The 18891-nt window shown below is 64.6% G+C and carries 17 protein-coding genes; all 17 read right to left on the reverse strand.

From position 1 onward, the window contains the following. Window positions 1–242: 242 nt before the first annotated feature. Window positions 243–1424 (reverse strand): MFS transporter, encoded by a 1182-nt coding sequence (locus ACIPZB_RS18525; protein ID WP_400641999.1) that lies wholly within the window; start codon window positions 1422–1424, stop codon window positions 243–245. A gap of 24 nt (window positions 1425–1448) precedes the next feature. Beyond that, window positions 1449–2486, reverse strand: coding sequence for a Rieske 2Fe-2S domain-containing protein (locus ACIPZB_RS18530; RefSeq protein ID WP_400642000.1), 1038 nt, complete (start codon window positions 2484–2486; stop codon window positions 1449–1451). Window positions 2487–2690: 204 nt separating this feature from the next. Continuing rightward, on the reverse strand, window positions 2691–3455 hold the full coding sequence (locus tag ACIPZB_RS18535; RefSeq protein ID WP_400642001.1) for an SDR family oxidoreductase: 765 nt from the start codon (window positions 3453–3455) through the stop codon (window positions 2691–2693). Window positions 3456–3549: 94 nt separating this feature from the next. Beyond that, window positions 3550–4800, reverse strand: coding sequence for a helix-turn-helix transcriptional regulator (locus ACIPZB_RS18540; protein ID WP_400642002.1), 1251 nt, complete (start codon window positions 4798–4800; stop codon window positions 3550–3552). 48 nt (window positions 4801–4848) lie between these two features. Next, window positions 4849–7239 carry an RND family transporter gene (locus ACIPZB_RS18545; protein WP_400642003.1) on the reverse strand — a complete coding sequence of 797 codons (2391 nt, stop codon included), beginning with the start codon at window positions 7237–7239 and terminating at the stop codon, window positions 4849–4851. Further along, window positions 7226–8224, reverse strand: a complete 999-nt coding sequence (locus ACIPZB_RS18550; protein WP_400642004.1) for a WD40/YVTN/BNR-like repeat-containing protein — start codon at window positions 8222–8224, stop codon at window positions 7226–7228. Before ACIPZB_RS18550 ends, ACIPZB_RS18545 begins: the two co-directional genes overlap by 14 nt. Before the next feature lie 160 nt (window positions 8225–8384). After that, the gene (locus tag ACIPZB_RS18555) at window positions 8385–9593 is read right to left on the reverse strand and encodes an acetyl-CoA C-acyltransferase (RefSeq protein ID WP_400642005.1); all 1209 of its coding nucleotides are present in this window, start codon (window positions 9591–9593) and stop codon (window positions 8385–8387) included. 4 nt (window positions 9594–9597) lie between these two features. Next, window positions 9598–10068, reverse strand: coding sequence for a MaoC family dehydratase (locus ACIPZB_RS18560; RefSeq protein WP_400642006.1), 471 nt, complete (start codon window positions 10066–10068; stop codon window positions 9598–9600). Window positions 10069–10077: 9 nt separating this feature from the next. Continuing rightward, on the reverse strand, window positions 10078–10863 hold the full coding sequence (locus ACIPZB_RS18565) for an SDR family oxidoreductase (protein WP_400642007.1): 786 nt from the start codon (window positions 10861–10863) through the stop codon (window positions 10078–10080). Between the two features lie 97 nt (window positions 10864–10960). Further along, window positions 10961–11839 carry an SDR family oxidoreductase gene (locus tag ACIPZB_RS18570; RefSeq protein WP_400642008.1) on the reverse strand — a complete coding sequence of 293 codons (879 nt, stop codon included), beginning with the start codon at window positions 11837–11839 and terminating at the stop codon, window positions 10961–10963. Window positions 11840–11872: 33 nt separating this feature from the next. Next, window positions 11873–13024, reverse strand: coding sequence for an acetyl-CoA C-acetyltransferase (locus tag ACIPZB_RS18575; protein ID WP_400642009.1), 1152 nt, complete (start codon window positions 13022–13024; stop codon window positions 11873–11875). A 3-nt stretch (window positions 13025–13027) separates the two neighbouring features. Continuing rightward, window positions 13028–14086 (reverse strand): acyl-CoA dehydrogenase family protein, encoded by a 1059-nt coding sequence (locus tag ACIPZB_RS18580; protein WP_400642010.1) that lies wholly within the window; start codon window positions 14084–14086, stop codon window positions 13028–13030. Between the two features lie 9 nt (window positions 14087–14095). Then, window positions 14096–15256 carry an acyl-CoA dehydrogenase family protein gene (locus ACIPZB_RS18585; protein ID WP_400642011.1) on the reverse strand — a complete coding sequence of 387 codons (1161 nt, stop codon included), beginning with the start codon at window positions 15254–15256 and terminating at the stop codon, window positions 14096–14098. Window positions 15257–15265: 9 nt separating this feature from the next. Next, the gene (locus ACIPZB_RS18590) at window positions 15266–16018 is read right to left on the reverse strand and encodes an enoyl-CoA hydratase family protein (protein WP_400642012.1); all 753 of its coding nucleotides are present in this window, start codon (window positions 16016–16018) and stop codon (window positions 15266–15268) included. A 37-nt stretch (window positions 16019–16055) separates the two neighbouring features. Continuing rightward, a complete protein-coding gene (locus ACIPZB_RS18595; protein ID WP_400642013.1) occupies window positions 16056–17168 on the reverse strand; it encodes an NAD(P)H-dependent flavin oxidoreductase in 1113 nt (370 codons plus the stop codon). Next, window positions 17165–18076 (reverse strand): enoyl-CoA hydratase, encoded by a 912-nt coding sequence (locus tag ACIPZB_RS18600; protein WP_400642014.1) that lies wholly within the window; start codon window positions 18074–18076, stop codon window positions 17165–17167. The genes ACIPZB_RS18595 and ACIPZB_RS18600 overlap by 4 nt, the downstream gene beginning before the upstream one ends. 16 nt (window positions 18077–18092) lie before the next feature. Beyond that, window positions 18093–18890: a CoA-transferase subunit beta gene (locus ACIPZB_RS18605; RefSeq protein WP_400642015.1), complete on the reverse strand. Its 798-nt coding sequence runs from the start codon at window positions 18888–18890 to the stop codon at window positions 18093–18095. Window position 18891 lies beyond the last annotated feature (1 nt).

Below are 18891 nucleotides of genomic sequence, written 5' to 3' on the forward strand. Positions count from 1 at the left end.
TGGAAGGAATGCGGGCATGGTACGCGCCAATACCCGGCCCCACAACCAGGGGCAGATTGCGGGTACCCTGCGCGCGTCGGCCCCGGCAGCGAGTCCCCCCACTTCGCCCTGTTCAGTCGACCATCAGCGCCATGGACATCAGCGCGCAGGTGCGGCGGTGGTTGTTCTGCAAAGAATGGGACCAGGCGCTGATCTGGCAAGGCTGGACCAGGGGGGGGAAAGTTGAGCTTATGCCCTCGACATTACGGAGCAACATCGACCGGGGAGTATACCGGCCTTGAATGACTGCTCAGCACGTACATGAATGCCAGAGACGGAATCACGGCACAGGCACCTGCAAGCAGGAGCAGTAACTCAAACCCCTGGCCCACCAATTGTCCGGCCACGGCGGGACCGGCCATCGAACTCAAGGCGAACGAGGCCGGGATGATCAGGGTCGAGCGGCCCTCGCTGTCCAGCCGTGCGATGGCGGCGGCCTGGCAGACGCAGCCCCAGGTGAAACCGACTTCCCAGATCCACGCACCCGCGGCGTAGCTTGAGAATCCTTCGGCACTGCCGAGCAGGAAAAGCCCCAGACTCAATACACCCAGTACGATCACATGCGGCAGTCGCGCGCCCAGACGATCCCCCACCAGCGCCATCAGCAGTGCGGCCGCCCCGCCCAGCAGTTTCAACACCGCGAAGACGATGCCAAGTTCGGTCGGCGAAAGCCCAAGGCCATGACCCAGACGTTCAAGAAACGCCCAAAGCCCGATTTGCCCAGCGCCGAACAGAAAGAACAAACCCAGTGCCAGATACGCAGGCAGCGGCAAGCGAAAGCGTGAAAGCAGCGTCTGCTTGCACTGTGCCTGCCCTGTGGTTGTCGGCCGCTGGCGCCCGGGCAATGCCCAGGCACTGCAGCTCAACAGCAGAATGATCACGCACAGCATCGCGGCCGCACCGGCGTAGTGATAATGCGCGATCACAAGCGATGGCATGGCGAACAGCACGGCCGCCACCACACCCAGCTCGATTCCCAGGCGCAAGCCGAAGGCGCGTTCCTTGTTGGCCATTTCACCCATGATGCGCATGCCCAGGCACGTCATCAGGGCGGCGAAAAAGCCGATGGCCACCCACAGTGGCATTTGCGCCTGGACCGACATCGACGCCGACATCCCATAGGCTGCGCACGCTCCCGCCGCGCTGCCCAAGGTGAGCCAGCGCCAGTCGAGCCGGTCGATCAGCCCCACCGCGACGACCGTGCCCAGCAGGTAGCCGGCGAAACACAGTGCCCCCAACACGCCAACCTGCTCGACACTGAAACCCAGGCTGTCGACCATCGAACCCAACAGAATCGGCAAGGTATTGAACGGCAACCCGCCTATCGTGGAGGCAAAACTGGCAGCAAGCATGAGGGTCAAGGTACTTCGGCCGTTCACAATCATGGTGCGCTCCTGCCGGGCCTGCGGTCAGTGTTGGGCAACGGTGACAATTTCGCGTCGTTCGCGCAGGGTCGCCGGCACATCGGCCTCGTCCATGAAGAACTGCCCATACCATTCGCGCAGCTGATACACCGGGCCATCGCCCTCAGCCAGCACCGGGTTGTTGACCCGGATCTTGTGCGCCCAGATGTCCACATCCTGATAGAACGAGTCGCGGGTGCGCTCCACGTAATCCAGTGCCATGGCGCGGTTCTGCTCCTCGCTCCAGCCGGGGATCTTTTTCACCATGCAGCCAAAGCGCAACTCGAAACTGTTGGCCGTGATCGGCACATGGCAGTTGAGCAGGATCGAGTGGATCTCCATGCCTTCGAACACGGCGCGCATCCGCGTGATGTGCGTGGCAGGGCCGTAGTAAGCCGATTCGGCCACCAGGTCGCCACCGAGGCTTTCCGAGTCGCCATGGAAAATCTGCTGGGCAATGTGACCGTCGAAGATGTTGGCGAAGTACTTGGTCGGCGTTCCGTGCACGGGGCCGAAGTGTTGCGCGTCGACCAGGTTGTCGACCAGTTCGCGCGGATTGGTTTCGATGACCAGCTTGTCCAGGTGCCAGTCGTGCAGCCATTCGCCGCTGTCCTGTTCCGGCAAGTGCGGGATCACCACGCCTTCTGCCGGGGCCTTGCCTTCCGGGTTGTTCCAGATGAACAGCAAGTTGTTCTCGATACAGGTCAACCACTTGCGGTTCTTGGCTTTCGGCGGGATACGCTTGCAATAAGGAATTTCCACGCATTTGCCGCTGGCATCGTATTGCCAGTGGTGGAAGGGGCAGACAACGCGGTCGTTCTCCAGTGTGCCACGCGACAAGTCGGCGCCCATGTGCTGGCAATGCGCGTCGATGACGCTGATCTGCCCATCCGAAGTGGCGAATGCCAGCAGCCGGGTGCCAAAGATATTCAAGGTGTGCAACTGGCCGTCACGGTAGCTGGCGGCTTCACCCAGGCAGTGCCAGCCTCGTCCGAAGCGAGGAGCCAGTTCAGCGTCGATATTCACGGCTGCGAGCGTGTTCATTGTTATAGTTCCTCGTGTAGAAATCCCCGATGACTTACACGAACTACTGTCGCCGAACTGGCGCAAATCCTCATACTCCACACGGACTAGGCCAGCATCGCGTCGCTATCGCCGCGAATCGCCCGTGAAAAACGAAAACAGCGCCAGGGGCATCGACCTCGGTCGACAGCCCTGGCGCTGTTTGTGTTTTCAGCGGGTTGAAGGTCAGAAGCGCCCAGGGCGCACTTTGGCATCCATGCCACCGTCGACGAACATGACACTGCCGTGAATGAAACTGGCCTGCGGCGACTGCAGGAACGCCACCACTTGAGCGATTTCCTCCGGGTGCCCCGAGCGCCCCATGGGGGCGACGAACGCCTTCACCGCCTCGGCGAAACGAGGATCGTTCAGCGAGGCCTGGTGCAGCGGCGTCTCCACCGCACCCGGTGCCACCACGTTCAGGCGAATGCCCTGCCCGGCCCAGTCAACGGCTCGGCGGCGCGCGCTGCAGGTTATCGCGTACTTGGAACTGGCATAGGCCACGCCAGATTGGCCCAGCGCGTTGACGTGCTGCAACGCCAGGGCTTCATCGTTCGCGAGCATGGCCGCGATCATCGGTTGCTGGTCGGGGTTGACGTGGGTCGCGGCAATCGAGCCGATGACCACGGCTGCTGGCGCCGCGCCCTTGGCCAAGGCATCGGCCAGGCCATCGAGCAGCTCGCTAACGCCAAAGTAATTGACCGACACGATGGTGTTGCAGGCCGCACTCGAACCGACGCCGGCGCAGCACACCAGACCGTCCAGCACGCCCTCGCTCTGTTCGAGCACCGCTTCGATGGCCGCTTGCCTGCCCGTGGCGCTGGACAGGTCGGCAATCACCTCGGCATCTGCCCGGTCGATGCCGATGATGCGATGCCCCGCCGCACGCAGCGCCTGGCACACTGCCGCGCCAATTCCTGAAGCCGAACCGCTGACCGCTGTTACTGGCATAACGTTGTTCCTTCTCCAATGACGGTGCGGGCCAGTATCGACGCCCGCTTGAACCCAGTGCATCGTCCACGCGGACTAAGCCTTGCCACCCTGTTCACGCGCTGCTGCGCATCGGGTGGGCCAGCTTGAGCTCGGTCTTTTCCGGCAGTTTGCTCGCCAGCATGGACGGTTTAGGCTTTCCAAGCGCCACCACGCTGTTGAGGATGATGCGCACCAGCTCGGTCTGCCGGCGCACACCGGTCTTCGAGAAGATAGAACGCAAGTGCGCCCTTGCCGTGTTGCGGCGCACGTTCAGTACCTCGGCGGCCTCCTCCAGCGACAGGCCGTTGGCAAGCTCCAGCGCCAGGGCGGTTTCTGCCCGGGTCAGGTTGAACAACTGCTTGGTCACCGTTTCACTGGCCACCGAGCGGCCCACGGCATCGCGGATGTAGACCACCACGGCAGGCTTGCTCTTGTCCTCGGCCCAGTCCTGGCTCTGCACCGGCTCCACCACAACGCCCAGATTGACGTTGCCAGACGGCCGGGTTACCGACATCGCCTCGGCACCGGAACTGGTCTTGTCGCTTTTCGGGTCACGGGCAAAGGCGCTACGCAGCAAGCGTTGCAGCTCGCGATTGTCGCTGGGGTAGGTCGCCTCCAGGCATCCCCCGACCAGCTTCATGCCATCGGCCCTTTCGAGCAGTTCCTTGGCCACCGGGTTGAGCTGCAACACGCTGCCGTGCTGGTCCAGCACGATAGTGGCCACCGACAGGCGGCTGATCGCCTGGGCATACAACTCTTCCATCGATTCACTGCGGTCAAGCAGGTTGTGCACATGCATGGCACGGCGCAAATGCGGCAGGATCATTTCGCACAGCGTGCGCTCGGCCGTGGAAAACTTCGGCGCGCCCTTGGGCCGGGTGATACGGAAGCGCAGCTTGCCGCCATCGGGCGTCGACACGTCGGCCCCCATGATGTGGAAGGTGTCGTGCGCCATCCCGTAGGTCTTGAAATAGGGCGAACTGGTCCACTGCGCCTCGCTCATCAGGTCGTCCACTGTGAACACCCGGTCCAGTGGCGGGTTGCTGAACGGGGTCAAGGCTTGTGGGTAAGCCCAGTAACCGACCTCGCCCTCGCCTTCGATATCGCCGACGACAATCATCAGGCCCAGGTCCGGCTGCTCGGGCACACGCAGGATCAAGGTGACATAGTTGGCCTGGTAGATGCTGCGCACATGGCGAAGGGTCTTGGCCATGAGTTTGTGATCCAGAGACCCGTCGTAGAATTCGCCGATGAGCCTGTCGTACTCGGCAAGGTCCAGGCCCAGTTCTGCCAAGGCCTCGACATTCAAGCAGGAAGTTGTCATTGCTCGTCTCCTCGGGATGCACAGCCAAGGCCGTGCCCCTTCTTATTGTTATACGTCGGACACCTGTGGAGCTGCAGTACGACCTTTGCTGACCACCACCAGCGGCGTGCCCTGATTGAACCAGGCCGCCAACGCCGGGAGCAGGAAAATCGCCCCCAGTACATTGACCAAGAACATGAACGATAGCAAGACGCCCATGTCAGCCTGGAACTTCAGCGGCGCGAACGCCCAGGTACCCACCCCGATCGCCATGGTCAAGGCGGTGAACACGGCTGCCGTGCCGCGCTGGCACATGGCCTGGTAAAACGCCTGGCGCAGCTTGGCACCTTCGGCCATTTCGTGCTGGATCCGCTCATACAGGTAGATGCCATAGTCCACCCCTACCCCGACACCCAGGGCCATCACCGGCAGTGTCGCGACTTTCAGGCCAATCCCCAGCATCGCCATCAGTGCGTTGCACAGCACCGCAACGATGGCCAGCGGCACCAGGATGCACAGCACGGCGCGCAGCGAACCGAAGGTCAGCCAGCAGAACACCAGCACCGAGCCGAACAACGCCACCAGCATCAGCACTTCGGCACGCTTGACCGCATCGTTGGAGGCGGCCATGACGCCGACGTTGCCGCCGGCCAGGCGAAACTCCATTTCCGGCACCTGGACCTGGGCGATGATCCGCTCGGCCTGCTGCACCACATGGGCCACCGTGGCACCATCGTGGTCGGTGAGGAACACCAGGATCTGCATCTGCTGGCAGCCATCGGTCACCAGCCCGTCCTCCGGCACATAGGCACGTGCGCCCTGGCTCAGGCCCCTGGCCGACCCAGGGATGGCCGCCCAGCGCGGGTTGCCTTCATTGTTGCCGGCAATCACGGTCTTGCCGAAGCCGGCCACGCTTTGTACCGACTGCACCCCTGTCACGCTGCGCATCTTGAAATCGAACGCCTCGACGGCGCGCATCACCGCGGGCGACAGGCACGCTTCCTCGACCTGCCTGGCTTGCACGAACACTGCCAGCACATCCAGGCCGATCGAGTAGCTGGCGACGATCTTGGCGTTGTCCTGGTTGTAGCGGGAGTCGGCACGCAACTCCGGCGCGCCGGCACCAATGTCGCCCACCTCCAGTTGCCGGGCCTTGAACATCGCCACGCCGAGCAGCAGAACACTCACCACCAGTACTGCCAGCGCCGGGCCTGGCTCGGCCAATGCAGAAAGGCGCCACCATAGCCGGTGCCTGTCCTTTGGTTGCCCGCTATCGCCCACCAGCAGCCGGCGCTCCAGGCGAAGGTGGGAAATGATGATCGGCAGCATCAGTTTGTTGGTGACGATCATCAGCATCACGCCGATGCACGCCGTCACCCCCAGCTCATGCACGATCGGGATGTCGATCAGCATGATCACCGCAAAACCCAAGGCATTCATCAGCAGGGCCAGCGAGCCTGGAATGAAGATCTTGCAGAATGCCAGGTGCGCTGCCCGCACCGCAGTGTGGCCGGCGACCACCTCCTGCTTCCAGGCGTTGGTCATCTGCACGGCATGGGATACACCGATGGAGAAGATCAGGAACGGCACCAGAATCGACATCGGGTCGATGCCCAACCCCATCAGCGGCAGCAAGCCCAACAACCAGACCACCGGCAACAGCGCCACCAGCAGCGCCACCACGGTCAGGCGCAGCGAGCGCGAATAGAGCCAGAGCAACAACCCGGTAATCAGGAAGGCGACGACGAAGAAACCGATCACCGTCATCAACCCTTCCACCACGTCACCCACCAGCTTGGCGTAGCCGACGATGTTGATTTCGACCTGCTCGCTGCTGTACTTGTCGCGAATCGCTTCCAGGCGCTGGGCGACTTCGACATAACTCACCGCTTGGCCCGTGCGCGGGTCGATGTCCTGAAGGTCGGCCCGCACCATGGCCGATTTCAGGTCATTGGCCACCAGCCGCCCGACCTGCCCGGAGCGCGCCGCATTGCTGCGCACCTGGGCCAGGTCCTCGGCAGACCCGGTAAAGCGCGGCGGCACCACCACATCGCCAAAGAACCCGTCCTCGGTGATTTCGATGTAGCGCACATTGGCGGTGAACAAGGATGTCACGCTGGCGCGGCTCACCCCGTTGATGAAGAACACATCGTCGGTCACCTTGCGCAGGGTCTCGAGAAACCGGGGGTTGTAGATGTCCCCTTCACCTTTCCATTTGACGCTAACCAGGAAGCGGTTGGCGCCAGTGAAGTACTGACTGAAGTCGAGGAAGTTGACCATGAACTCATGGCGCACCGGGATCTGCTTGTTGAAGCCCGGGTCGAGCCGGGTATGCGTGGCGCTGTAGCCCAGCCCCAGGGTCAAGACGATGAACAGTGCCAATAGCACCTTGCGGTTCGCCAGCAGCAGGTCGGCACCGCGCTCGACCTGACGCGCGACCCATGCCTTAGTGTTTGTCATGAACCAGCCCCTCCTTGCCCACTGTGGCGACACTGTTGCCGGTGGCTTGCATGACACCGCGCTCGCCGGCCACACGAACCTGGCCGTCCTGCATCACCATGGCCGAGGTCAAGGTGCCCAGGCCCGGCTGACGTCCGCTGCCCAGCAGCTTGCCTTGGCCATCGAGCCGTACCCAGCTGCTGCCGGCACCGACAATCAGCACGCCAGCGTGATCCGGCAGCTGCACATGGCCGTACAGTGGCTGCAGGCTGCCGGTATCGACGCCCTGCCAGTGGCTACCGAAGTCGTGGGTGACAAACACATGCCCGCGCATGCCGTAGGCCACCCAGCTATCGGCGCTCAGGCGCGCCACACCGAACAGCGAGCCGTTGTAGAACTTGGGCAATGCGTGCCAGTGCTGGCCATGATCGCTGCTGCGCAGCACCAGGCCCTGTTCGCCCACCACCAGGCGGCGCCCTTCGCGGTCACCATCCATGGCATTGAGGTGAGAGCGGTCGACGTCCACTGCCTCGGCCTGCCAGTGCTGCCCGCCATCGTCGGAGCGGTAGAACCGCCCGTAGCTACCGAAGACGAACACCTGCTCGTCGCTGGCCGCCCAGGCGCCCAGCAGCGGCTCACCGGCTTCAGCGTCGTACTGCACCTCCTGCCAGGTGCTGCCGCCGTCGGTGGAACGCACGATCCAGCCATCCTGCCCCACCGCTACCAGGTGCGCAGCGGTCAATGCGGTAATGCCCGTCAGGGAAAGATTACGCTGGGGCTCGACCGTGGCCTGCTGCCAGGTGCGACCCTGGTCGTCGCTGAGCAGAATCGCGCCACGCTCACCCACCGCCAGCTGGCGGTCCCGCAGGTTGAGCAGGCCGTTGATCTGCATGCGCTCGGTGTTCAGTGCGCTATCGGTCACGCTCAACGCATCACGTGGCGCGAAGGCCAGTGCAACGATGCCCGCGACGGCCAGACACACCAGATAGGCAATCAGTTTGCCCATGGGCACCCCCCTGCAATACGCTGCATACGACCCACCCTCTTGTTCTTGTAGTGATGAACGACGGCTGTTCTGTTCACCGAGGTATGTAGATAGTCGGTCTGTTCGGCACCCGGTACATCGTCCAAACGGCCTAACCGGGCACCGAACAGCCGGCTGCAGGTCAGGGCAGTTCGAACAGGCCCGCTGCGCCCATGCCGCCGCCGATGCACATGGCCACGACCACATAGCGCGCGCCGCGACGGCGGCCCTCGAGCAGCGCATGGCCAACCATGCGGGCGCCGGACATGCCAAACGGGTGGCCGATCGCAATGGCCCCGCCATTGACGTTCAGGCGCTGCGGGGGAATGCCCAGCGCATCCTGGCAATGCAGTACCTGGCAGGCGAAGGCCTCGTTGATTTCCCACAGGTCGATGTCGGCCACACGCAGGCCAAAGCGCTTGAGCAGTTTCGGCACTGCGACCACCGGCCCAATGCCCATCTCCTCAGGCGCACAGCCTGCCACCGCGATGCCGCGATAGATGCCCAGCGGCTGCAGGCCGTAGGCGGCAGCCTGGGTGCGGCTCATCAGCAGGCTGGCCGACGCGCCATCGGAAAACTGCGACGCATTGCCTGCGGTGACGAACTGGCCTTGTTCGACCCATTGGCCCTGCTTCCACACAGGTTTCAGGGCGGCAAGGTCCGCCAGTTGCGTTGAGGGGCGATTGCACTCGTCACGGTCGGCCACCACCTGCTCATGGCCGTCGGGCTGGCCTTCCTTGTCGAACAGCTGCTTTTGCACCGACAGCGGCACGATTTCGTCAGCGAACAAGCCGTCGCGCTGTGCAGCCGCCGTGCGCTGCTGGCTTTGCAGGGCATAGTCGTCCTGGGCGGCGCGGCTGATGCCGTAACGCTGAGCGACGATTTCGGCCGTCTCGATCATCGGTATGTACGCCGTGGGCATGCACGCCAGTACCGCTTGCGACTGATTGCGGTAGGTGTTCTTGTGTTTGTTCTGGGTCAGCGACAACGACTCGACGCCACCTGCCACGGCAATGCTCATCTCCCCGGTCAGGATGTTCTTTGCCGCCATGCCGATGCTGATCAGGCCCGAGGCGCACATCCGGTCCACCGCCATGCCTGGCACGCTGTCCGGCAGGCCGCCGGTGTAGGCACACAGCCTGCCGATGTTGTAACCCTGGGTGCCTTGCTGCACGGCAGCGCCCATGATCACGTCCTCGACAAGGCCGGGCTCGATGCCAGCGCGTTCAACCACCGCGCGCACCACATGGCCGCCCAGCACCGGGGCCTCGGTGTCGTTGAACGACCCGCGGAAAGACTTGGTCAGCGCGGTGCGCGCGGTGGAAACGATCACAACGTCATTCATGCTCATGTGCTCACTCGGCAATAGGGTTGAAGGTGTAACGGCTGATGGTGTCGACCACGCACGCAGGGCGCTCGGTGCCTTCGATTTCCACGCTGATGCGCACCACCAGCTGCACGGCGCTGCCCACGGACTCGGCGCTGATCACCTGGCCTCGGCCGCGTACCCGCGAGCCGACGGTCACGGCCGCCGGGAATCGCACGCGGTCGGTGCCGTAGTTGACGCCCATGGCCATGTTCTCGACGCGCATCAACTGCGGCATGAACAGGTTGGCCAGGGCCAGGGTCAGGTAGCCATGGGCGATACAGGCACCGAAGGGGCCGTTGGCGGCGCGCTCGGGATCGACGTGAATCCACTGATGGTCACCGGTGGCTTCGGCGAACAGGTCGATCCGCGCCTGGGTCACTGCCAGCCAGTCCGTCACGCCCAGGTCCAGGCCTTGGGCGTCGAGCATCTGCTGGGCATTGCTGAAACAGGTAGTCATGCTGTGTCCTCACGCCTGTTGGGAGCTGACCGACAGCACTTCGCCGACCATGTAGGAGGCGTAGTCGCTGGCCAGGAAGACCATCACGTTGGCGACTTCCCACACTTGGGCCGCACGCCCGAAGGCTTCACGGCCAGCCAGTTGCGCCAGCAGTTCCTCACTGGCGGACTTCTGCAGGAAGGCATGCAAGGCGATCGACGGCGACACCGCATTGATTCGCACCCCGTGTTCGGCTGCTTCCAGCGCACTGCAACGGGTCAGGGCCATCACCCCGGCCTTGGCGGCGGCGTAGTGGGCCTGCTCCTTCTGCGCCCGCCAGCCAAGCACCGAGGCGTTGTTGACGATGGCTCCCGCCCCGCGCTGCTGCATGGCAGGCAACATGGCGCGAGTCATTCGGAAAGTGCCGGTGAGGGTCACGTCGATGACCCGCTGCCATTCTTCGTCGCTCATCTCGGTGACGCGCTTCTGGCCACCGAGGCCTGCGTTGTTGATCAGCACATCGACGCCACCCAGCGCTTGCTCGGCGGCAGCCACCAGCGCCTGCACCTGGTCTTCGTCGGTGACATCGCACAGTTGGCCGTATACCGCCTGCAGGCCGGTGTCGGCCTTGAGCTGCTCGACAGCCTGCTCCAGGCGACGGGGATGGACATCGGAGATCATCAAGGCGCGGCAGCCTTCTTCGGCGCAGCGCCTGGCGGCGGCGTAGCCGATGCCGGCGCCTGCGGCCGCCGTGACGAGAACGGATTTGCCGGCCAGCAACTGATGGCCTGGGACGTAGGGAGGGGCTTGTTTCACTGGGATTACCTCTGACTGAATACAGGTCGCTGACAGGTATAAAGCCAGGGGTAATCGGGCACATCGTCAAAACGGACGGGGTAGGAAACCTGCGGGTTCAAGTCCCCCAGACTTTCTGCGCCCTGGGCGCCTCTTCGAGAATGGCGTCCACCACGTCGCCCACCTCGCCGACCTGCCACCGCGCCCCTTTGTCCCGGGTCACGCCCGTGCGCCAGCCATCGCCCAGGGAAATCCGCCCGCCCTGGCTCTCGAACAGCTGGCCACTGACATGCCCGGACGCTTCGCTGCCCAGCCACACCACCAGCGGCGCGACGTTGTCCGCCGCCCAGGCATCGAAGCTGCCGTCCAACGGCCGTTTGACCATGTCCGGCATCGCGCTCTCGGTCATCGCGGTGCGTGCCGCCGGGGCCAAGGCGTTGGCCGTGATGCCGTAGCGGCCAAGCTCGGCAGCCTGCACCAGGGTCAACGAGGCGATACCGCCCTTGGCCGCCGAGTAGTTGGACTGCCCGATCGAGCCTTGCAGCCCGGCCCCGGAGCTGGTGTTGATGATGCGCGCTGCCACTGGCGTGCCGGCCTTGGCCAGGTCGCGCCAGCGCCGCCCGAGAATGTTGGCCAGGCAATAGTGGCCTTTGAGGTGCACCCGCATCACCTGATCCCAGTCTTCTTCCGACAGGCTGACGAACATGCGATCGCGCAGCACCCCGGCGTTGTTGACCAGCACATGCACCTCGCCAAACGCTGCCAACGCGGCATCGACGATGCGCTGCGCGGTGCCCAGTGTGGTGATGTCATCATCACTGGCGATCGCCTGCCCGCCGCGTTCGCGGATTTCCCCCACGACCGCCTCGGCGGCCTCACGGCGGATGTCGTTGACCACGACATTCGCGCCCTCTTCGGCGAATGCCAGGGCATACGCACGCCCCAGCCCGCCGCCTGCACCGGTGATGATCACGGTACGATCCGCACAGATTCCCATGGTATGTCTTCCTGTTCGTGTCCAAGTGCGGCTTTACAGCCGTTCGATGATGCTGACGTTGGCCTGGCCGCCGCCCTCGCACATGGTCTGCAGGCCGTAGCGCCCGCCCGTGCGTTCGAGCGCGTGCAGCAAGGTGGCGGTCAGGCGCGCCCCCGTCGCCCCCAAGGGATGCCCCAGGGCGATGGCGCCGCCGTGCGGGTTGGTGCTGGCCGGGTCGTAGTCGAGTTCCTTGGCCCAGGCCATGACCACCGACGCGAAGGCTTCGTTGATCTCGACCAGATCGATGTCGGCCATGCGCATGCCGGCCTTTTTCAGCGCCGCACGGGTGGCGGCAATCGGCGCGGTGAGGTGCCAGATCGGGTCGTCGCCCAGCACCGACAAGTGATGGATGCGCGCCCGGGGCGTCAGGCCGTAGCGCTTGAGCGCGGCCTCCGACACCACCAGCAGCGCCGCCGACGCGTCGCAGGTCTGGCTCGACACCGCGGCAGTGATCGAAGGAAACTCAGGGCTCACCGGTTCCAGACCAGCCATTTTTTCAAGGCTGCTTACCCGGGGCGTTTCATCCTCGGTCAAGCCCTCGCAGGCCACGATTTCACGGTCGAAGTAGCCTGCCTGGGTGGCGTGCAGGGCCCGACGGTGGCTTTCGAGGGCGAACACTTCCATGTCCTGACGGCTGATCTGCCAGTGATCGGCAATGCACTGCGCCGCGTAGAACTGGTTGACCGGCTGGTTGCCGAAGCGCGCCTGCCAGCCCTTGCTTCCGGAAAACGGGTCGCTGAATCCCAACGGCTGGCCCGCCAGCATCGCCGAGGAGATCGGAATCTGGGTCATGGTCTGCACACCGCCGACCGCCACCACATCCTGCATGCCGCTCATCACGGCCTGGGCGGCAAAATGCAGCGCCTGCTGGGACGAACCGCACTGGCGGTCCACCGTGGTGCCAGGTACGTTCAACGGCAGACCGGCAGCCAACCAACTGGTGCGGGCGATGTCGCCGGCCTGCGAGCCAATGGCATCGACACAGCCGAAAATCACATCGTCATAGTCCTCGGCGGGGATCGCGTTACGCTCGACCAGCGCCTTGAGCACATGCGCACCCAGGTCGATGGCGTGCACATGGGCCAGGCTGCCTTTGCGCTTGCCGGTAGGGCTGCGCAGGGCATCGACAATATAGGCTTGGGGCATGGCTTACTCCTCGAAGGTACTACCAGGGCCGAGTCGGGCGTTGTCGCCGAGCACGTATGCCGCGACACGGGACTTGTGCAGGGCCCGGTCACCCCAGCCAGGGTCCAGCGACCAGGCGCGCTTCATGAACATCTGCAGGTCGACTTCCCAGGTGTACCCCATGGCGCCGTGCACCTGGATGCCCTGGCGCGCCGCCAGCCAACTGGCGTCGCAACAGGCCAGCCTTGCCTGGGACACGTACACGTCCGCCCTGACCTCGCCCTTGGCCAGCGCATGGGCTGCGCGGTAGAGCACAGGCTTGGCGAACTCGATCTTGCTGGCGACATCGGCCAGGTGATGCTTCACCGCCTGGAAGCTGCCGATGGGCTTGCCGAACTGCTTGCGCTGGGCCACATAGTCAACCGACAGGTCCAGCATCCGCTGGGCAAGCCCCAGCAGCTGGCCGGCCACCGACAGAGCCCCCCGATTCAGGGTCTCGGCCCACAGGCCCCTGCCTGCATCGCCCGCCACCAGCAACGTGTCGGGGCTCGGCGCCCAGCTCACCTGGCTCAGGCGCCGGGAGGCATCGATACTGGCGCTGGCCTGCACATCCACCTGCGCGCGTGGCACCACATGCACATCATCGCCATGGGCCAGGATCAGCCACTCGGCAAGCGCGGCATCGGCCACCAACGGGTTGACCGGGTGGCCAATCGCCAGGCGCACGCTGCCGTCAGCAATGCGTGGCAGCAGGCTGGCCTTGACCGGGTGGTCGTCGGCCAGGCGGTTGAGCAGGCCGGCGGCCACATAGGCGGTATCGGCCAGCGAGTCGGGGATGGCGTAGTAACCTAGCTCCTGGGTCATCAACGACCAGGCGATATCGTTCATGCCCAGACCACCGAACGCCTCAGGCACAGACAATGCAGTCAGGCCCTGTTCGGCGATCTTGCCGCGCAGGTCCGCGCTGCGGCCAACGTCGGTTTCCCAGATTTCGCGCAGCAGTTCAGGCGCCGCCTCGGTCATCAGGAAACGGCTGATGGCCTCACGAAACGTGAGCTGGTCATCGGTAAAGGTAAAGTCCATGGCCGGCTCCTATTTCGGCAGGCCGAGCATGCGCTCGGCGATGATGTTGCGCTGGATCTCGTTGGTGCCGGCATAGATCGGCCCGGCCTGAGCGAACAGGAACCCGTCCAGCCAGGCACCTTCGACGGCTTGCGCGGCATCGGCGCGCAGCTCGGCGTGCGCGCCGAGGATGCGCATGGCGGTTTCGTGCATCTTCAGGTCCAGCTCCGACCAGATGACCTTGTTGATGCTCGATTCGGCGCCGATCTGCGCCCCACGGCTCATGCGCCCGACGGTGTGGTAGGAAGACAGTGCATAGCCTTCGGCCCCCATCCACGCCTCGACCACCGCCTCGCGGATGCTCGGGTCGCGGTCGGCCTGCGCACGGTTGGCCTGGTACAGTTGCACCAGCTTGCGCGCCGTGGCCTGGAAGCGAGCCGGCGAGCGCAGCAGCAAGCCACGCTCGAAGCCTGCCGTGGCCATTGCCACATGCCAGCCCTGGCCTTCCTGGCCGATGCAGTTCTCGACCGGGATGCGCACATCGTCGAAGAACACCTCGGCGAAGGTGTTCTTGCCGTGCAGCGCCTTGATCGGGCGAATGGTCACGCCGGGGGCATCCAGCGGCACCACCAGGTACGACAATCCATGGTGCCGGCTCGAGGCTGGGTCGCTGCGGAACAGGCCGAACAGCCAGTCGGCGAACAGGGCCCGACTGGACCAGGTCTTCTGCCCGTTGAGCACATAGTGGTCGCCGTCACGGATGGCCTTGCTGGTGATGGCCGCCATGTCGGAACCGGCATTGGGCTCCGACCAGCCTTGCGCCCACATGTCCTCGCTGGAGGCCATCGGCGGCAGGAAGCGTTCCTTCTGCGCCGCCGTGCCGAACTCCATCAAGGTCGGCCCCAGCAGCAACTGGCCATTCTGGTTGACCCGCATCGGCGCATCGGCGCCGTAGTATTCCTCTTCGAAGATCAGCCACTCGATAAGGTCGCAGCCGCGCCCACCGTACTGCTTGGGCCACATGACCATGGACAGGCGCTGCTCGAACAGCTTGCGCTCCCAGGCCCGGTGCTGCTCGAAGCCTTCGCGGGTGTCGTAGTTGGCCAAGGGGCTGGTCGGTTTGTTGGCCGCCAGCCATTCACGGACTTCCTGGCGGAAGGCCTTCTGTTTCGGGGTATAGGCGAGTTCCATGGCGTTCTCTCAGAACTTCGCATCGCGCTTTTCGACAAAGGCGCGGCGGGTTTCGGCGGAGTCGGGGCTGGTGTAGGCCTGCAGGGTGAAGCCCTGCTCCCAGCGGTATTTGTCTTCGAGGTTGCCGTCTTCGATCCCGTTGAGCGCTTCCTTGGCCAGACGGATCATCGCCGGGCTCTTTTCGGCGATCTTCGCGGCAATTTCCAGAGCGGTTTCCCGCAGTTGCTCCTTGGGCACCACCCGCTCGATGAAGCCGTACTGCGCCGCCTCTGCCGCGCCGATCTTGGCACCGGTGAAGAACAGGTAGCGCACCTTCTGCACCGGGAACAGGCGCTGCAGGTGGGCGCCACCGCCCATCGCGCCGCGGTCGACCTCAGGCAAGGCAAACGTCGCGCACTGCGACGCCACCACGATGTCCGCTGCCCCGGTGATGCCGATGCCGCCGCCCAGCACAAAGCCATGCACGGCGACGATCACCGGCACCGGTGTACGGTGCACGGCCTTGAAGGCGGCATAGTTGCCAGCGTTGACGGCGACGATGCGGTCCGGGTGGGCGTCCAGTTCCTTGATATCGACACCTGCGCAGAAACCGCGCCCTTCGGCGCGGATGACGATCACCCGCACCTGCGGATCTTCGCCCAATGCCTGCACCTGTTCGGCAAGGTCCATCCACTCCTGGCTGTCGAGGGCGTTGACCGGGGGTTTGGCGAGCACCAACTCGGCAATGCCCGCTTCGATCTGTGTAGTAAATGCTTGGCTCACGTGGGTTCTCTCCCTTGCTCGGCGGGGCCGCTTGCGTTCAGTCTCTGCGCCCATTGACCTGGGCGTGTTCGGGTGCCTGCTGGAGCTGGCGCGCCAACAGCGCGTCCAGGCAGGCTTCGGCTTCACCGGCAATCTCTTCGATCACCTGCTGGCAGCTTTTCAATTCACCAATCGCGGCCGCCACCTGACCGCTGGGCAAGATGCCCTCGTCCGGTACACCGTCGACCATCGAGCGTTGCAGCAACACCGGCTGGTTGGCCGCCATTACCGTTTGCGAGACTGCGCCGGGGTCTTCCTTCATGGCCTGGCGCAGTACCGCCAACAGGTGCCCCAGGCTCATGCCGGTCTGCTGCTTCCATTTCCAGGCACTGCGCAAGGCGATGCGCAAGCGCCCCACAGGCCCGGCCTGCTCCAGGCGGTTGATGAACGGGTTGTCGATCATGCGGTGGCGCATGCCGTCCACGGCCGTCGTCACCCGCACCCGCTGCGGGTCACTGACCGCCACGTAGTGCTTCAAGGTGGCCGCGGGGATGGGTGAGTCGCTGGACATCAGGAACCGTGTGCCCATGGCAATGCCCGCGGCACCGGCGGCCAACGCCCCCGCCAGCCCTCGGCCAGTGGAGTAGCCGCCGGCGGCGATGACTGGCACCGACACCGCCCCCAGCACCTGGGGCAGCAGGATCGAACTGGGCACACCGCCGGTGTGCCCGCCGCCCTCGCCCCCCTGGATGGTGATGAAATCGGCCCCCAGCTCCACGGCTTTCAGGGCATGCTTGAGCGCCCCGACGGTAGGCATGCACAGCACCCCGGCCGCCTTGAATCGAGCGATGGTCTGCTGATCCGGCCCACGGCCATAACTGACCGCGCGCAGCCGGTAGCGGATCGCCAGGTCGACGCACTGGGCGGCATTTTCCTGGAACATGTGAAAGTTCAAGCCAAACCGGCTGCCACCGGTGGCGGCAATCACCTTCTGGATTTCGCCCTCAAGGGCATTGGCATCGATGGTCGCACCGGCCAGAAAGCCGAAGCCGCCCGCTCGTGTCGTGGCAATCACCAGGTTGGCATCGGCCACCCAACCCATCGCGGTCTGCACGATCGGGTAGCGGCAACCCAGTGCTGCAGTCAGGGGTGTATTCAACCAGCGACTCATGATCGCTCTCCGCCAGCAGCCGCTTTGTTGGCCTGGACCATGGCCTTGGCATCGAAGCCGCCCAGGGTGTCCCCGGACAACAAGTCATTGTGGGCGTGGGCGAAGTGGTGCCAGGCAAACGCGGCATCCATGGCGGTGCGTTTACCTTGCAGGTCCTCGACGTGGTTGATCGCCTGTTTGGTCAGCGCCAGGCCCATGCGTGGCTGGCGGGCAATCTGCGCGGCGAGCGCATAGGTGCCATGCTCGAGCTGGTCACGCGGCAGCACCTGGTTGACCATGCCCATCTGGAAAGCCCGCTCGGCCGTCATGCGGTTGCCGGTGAACAGGAACTCCTTGGCGATGCGCGGGTTCAGTTCGTAGGGGTGGGCGAAATACTCCACCCCGGGAATACCCATGCGTACCACCGGATCCTGGAAGAAGGCATCGTCGCTGGCCACGATCAAGTCGCAGACCCAGGCCAGCATCAGCCCACCCGCCACGCAGGCACCCTGCACCATGGCGATGGTAGGCTTGGGCAGCTCGCGCCAGCGCCGGCACATGCCCAGGTATACCTCCTGCTCACGGGCGTACAGCCGCTCGCCGCCGGGCTTGTTGGTGTGGTCCCACCACAGGTGGGCGCGTTCGAACGGCTTGTCGATGTCGCGGCCCGGGGTGCCGATATCGTGCCCCGCCGAAAAGTGCTTGCCGCCCCCGCGCAGCACGATGACCTTGACCGTGTCGTCATCCACGGCCTGGCGCAGCGCGGCATCCAGCGCATAGGTCATCTGCGAGTTCTGCGCATTGTTGAACGTCGGGCGGTTCAGGGTGAGCGTGGCGATGCCGTCGGCCACGCCGTACAGGACCGGCTCCTGCGTTTCGTAGACCGCGTGGTCTTCGCGCTCGACGAATTCGCTGTCAGGGCTGTTCATGGTCAATTCCCTCGCTTCAGGCCGGGCGGATGCCGGCCGGGTTGCCCTTGATCGCCGCACTGCGGTAGTCATGCGGGTCAAGCCGGCGGATCAGGGCCAGCTGCTCAGCCGTCGGGTATGCGGTTTCCTTCAGCGACGGCGACTTGAGCAGCGGGAAACCGGTGTTTTCCTGCACCTGCTCGAACGTCACGCCCGGGTGCAGGCTGCGCACCTGGACGGCGCGGTTCGGGCCATCGAAGTCCATCACGCACAGGTCGGTGACGATCAGGCGGATGTCCATCAGGTCGCGGCGCACACCCTGGGGCCAGCGTTCGGCCTTGAAGCCCACGCCGGAGACCATGTCGACCTCACCGCTGACGAAGACGCGGGTGTTGTGGTTGGGCACGAAGAACGAGTTGATGTGGTTGATGCTGTTGCCTGGCAAGCCGCGCACGCCCAGCATGGCCGCCTTGGGCTTGTGGTAGTCGCCCACGCAGGACAGGTTGCTCTGCCCCCAGCGGTCGATCTGGGTCGGCCCGATCATCGCGTGGCGGCGCCCGCCCCAGACGCACTCGAACACCCGCTCGAAGTTGAGGTAGCCCGAATACTTGGGCACGTAGTCGCCACGCGGCCCGAGCGGAATCGGCTCCTCCACCAGGAACGCCTCGCTGTCGGTCATCAGCAGTTCGGGGCTGTGGCTGAGCTTGGCCAGGCTAGCGCCCAGGCGCGGAATCACGCCCAGTCCGGAGGCGAACAGTTCGCCGTTGCCGCGCCAGGCTTCGCTGGCGGCGACGATCATCAGTTCGGCGAGGGTAAACGCACAGGTAGTCGACATC

It is taken from the genome of Pseudomonas sp. NPDC089396 (assembly GCF_044749545.1).
Lineage (GTDB): Bacteria > Pseudomonadota > Gammaproteobacteria > Pseudomonadales > Pseudomonadaceae > Aquipseudomonas.

Excerpts from the sequence above, each read along its gene's own strand:
- ACIPZB_RS18525 (WP_400641999.1), bottom strand. The coding sequence starts at position 1,424 with ATGATTGTGAACGGCCGAAGTACCTTGACCCTCATGCTTGCTGCCAGT.
- ACIPZB_RS18530 (WP_400642000.1), bottom strand. The coding sequence starts at position 2,486 with ATGAACACGCTCGCAGCCGTGAATATCGACGCTGAACTGGCTCCTCGC.
- ACIPZB_RS18535 (WP_400642001.1), bottom strand. The coding sequence starts at position 3,455 with ATGCCAGTAACAGCGGTCAGCGGTTCGGCTTCAGGAATTGGCGCGGCA.
- ACIPZB_RS18540 (WP_400642002.1), bottom strand. The coding sequence starts at position 4,800 with ATGACAACTTCCTGCTTGAATGTCGAGGCCTTGGCAGAACTGGGCCTG.
- ACIPZB_RS18545 (WP_400642003.1), bottom strand. The coding sequence starts at position 7,239 with ATGACAAACACTAAGGCATGGGTCGCGCGTCAGGTCGAGCGCGGTGCC.
- ACIPZB_RS18550 (WP_400642004.1), bottom strand. The coding sequence starts at position 8,224 with ATGGGCAAACTGATTGCCTATCTGGTGTGTCTGGCCGTCGCGGGCATC.
- ACIPZB_RS18555 (WP_400642005.1), bottom strand. The coding sequence starts at position 9,593 with ATGAGCATGAATGACGTTGTGATCGTTTCCACCGCGCGCACCGCGCTG.
- ACIPZB_RS18560 (WP_400642006.1), bottom strand. The coding sequence starts at position 10,068 with ATGACTACCTGTTTCAGCAATGCCCAGCAGATGCTCGACGCCCAAGGC.
- ACIPZB_RS18570 (WP_400642008.1), bottom strand. The coding sequence starts at position 11,839 with ATGGGAATCTGTGCGGATCGTACCGTGATCATCACCGGTGCAGGCGGC.
- ACIPZB_RS18575 (WP_400642009.1), bottom strand. The coding sequence starts at position 13,024 with ATGCCCCAAGCCTATATTGTCGATGCCCTGCGCAGCCCTACCGGCAAG.
- ACIPZB_RS18580 (WP_400642010.1), bottom strand. The coding sequence starts at position 14,086 with ATGGACTTTACCTTTACCGATGACCAGCTCACGTTTCGTGAGGCCATC.
- ACIPZB_RS18585 (WP_400642011.1), bottom strand. The coding sequence starts at position 15,256 with ATGGAACTCGCCTATACCCCGAAACAGAAGGCCTTCCGCCAGGAAGTC.
- ACIPZB_RS18595 (WP_400642013.1), bottom strand. The coding sequence starts at position 17,168 with ATGAGTCGCTGGTTGAATACACCCCTGACTGCAGCACTGGGTTGCCGC.
- ACIPZB_RS18600 (WP_400642014.1), bottom strand. The coding sequence starts at position 18,076 with ATGAACAGCCCTGACAGCGAATTCGTCGAGCGCGAAGACCACGCGGTC.
- ACIPZB_RS18605 (WP_400642015.1), bottom strand. The coding sequence starts at position 18,890 with ATGTCGACTACCTGTGCGTTTACCCTCGCCGAACTGATGATCGTCGCC.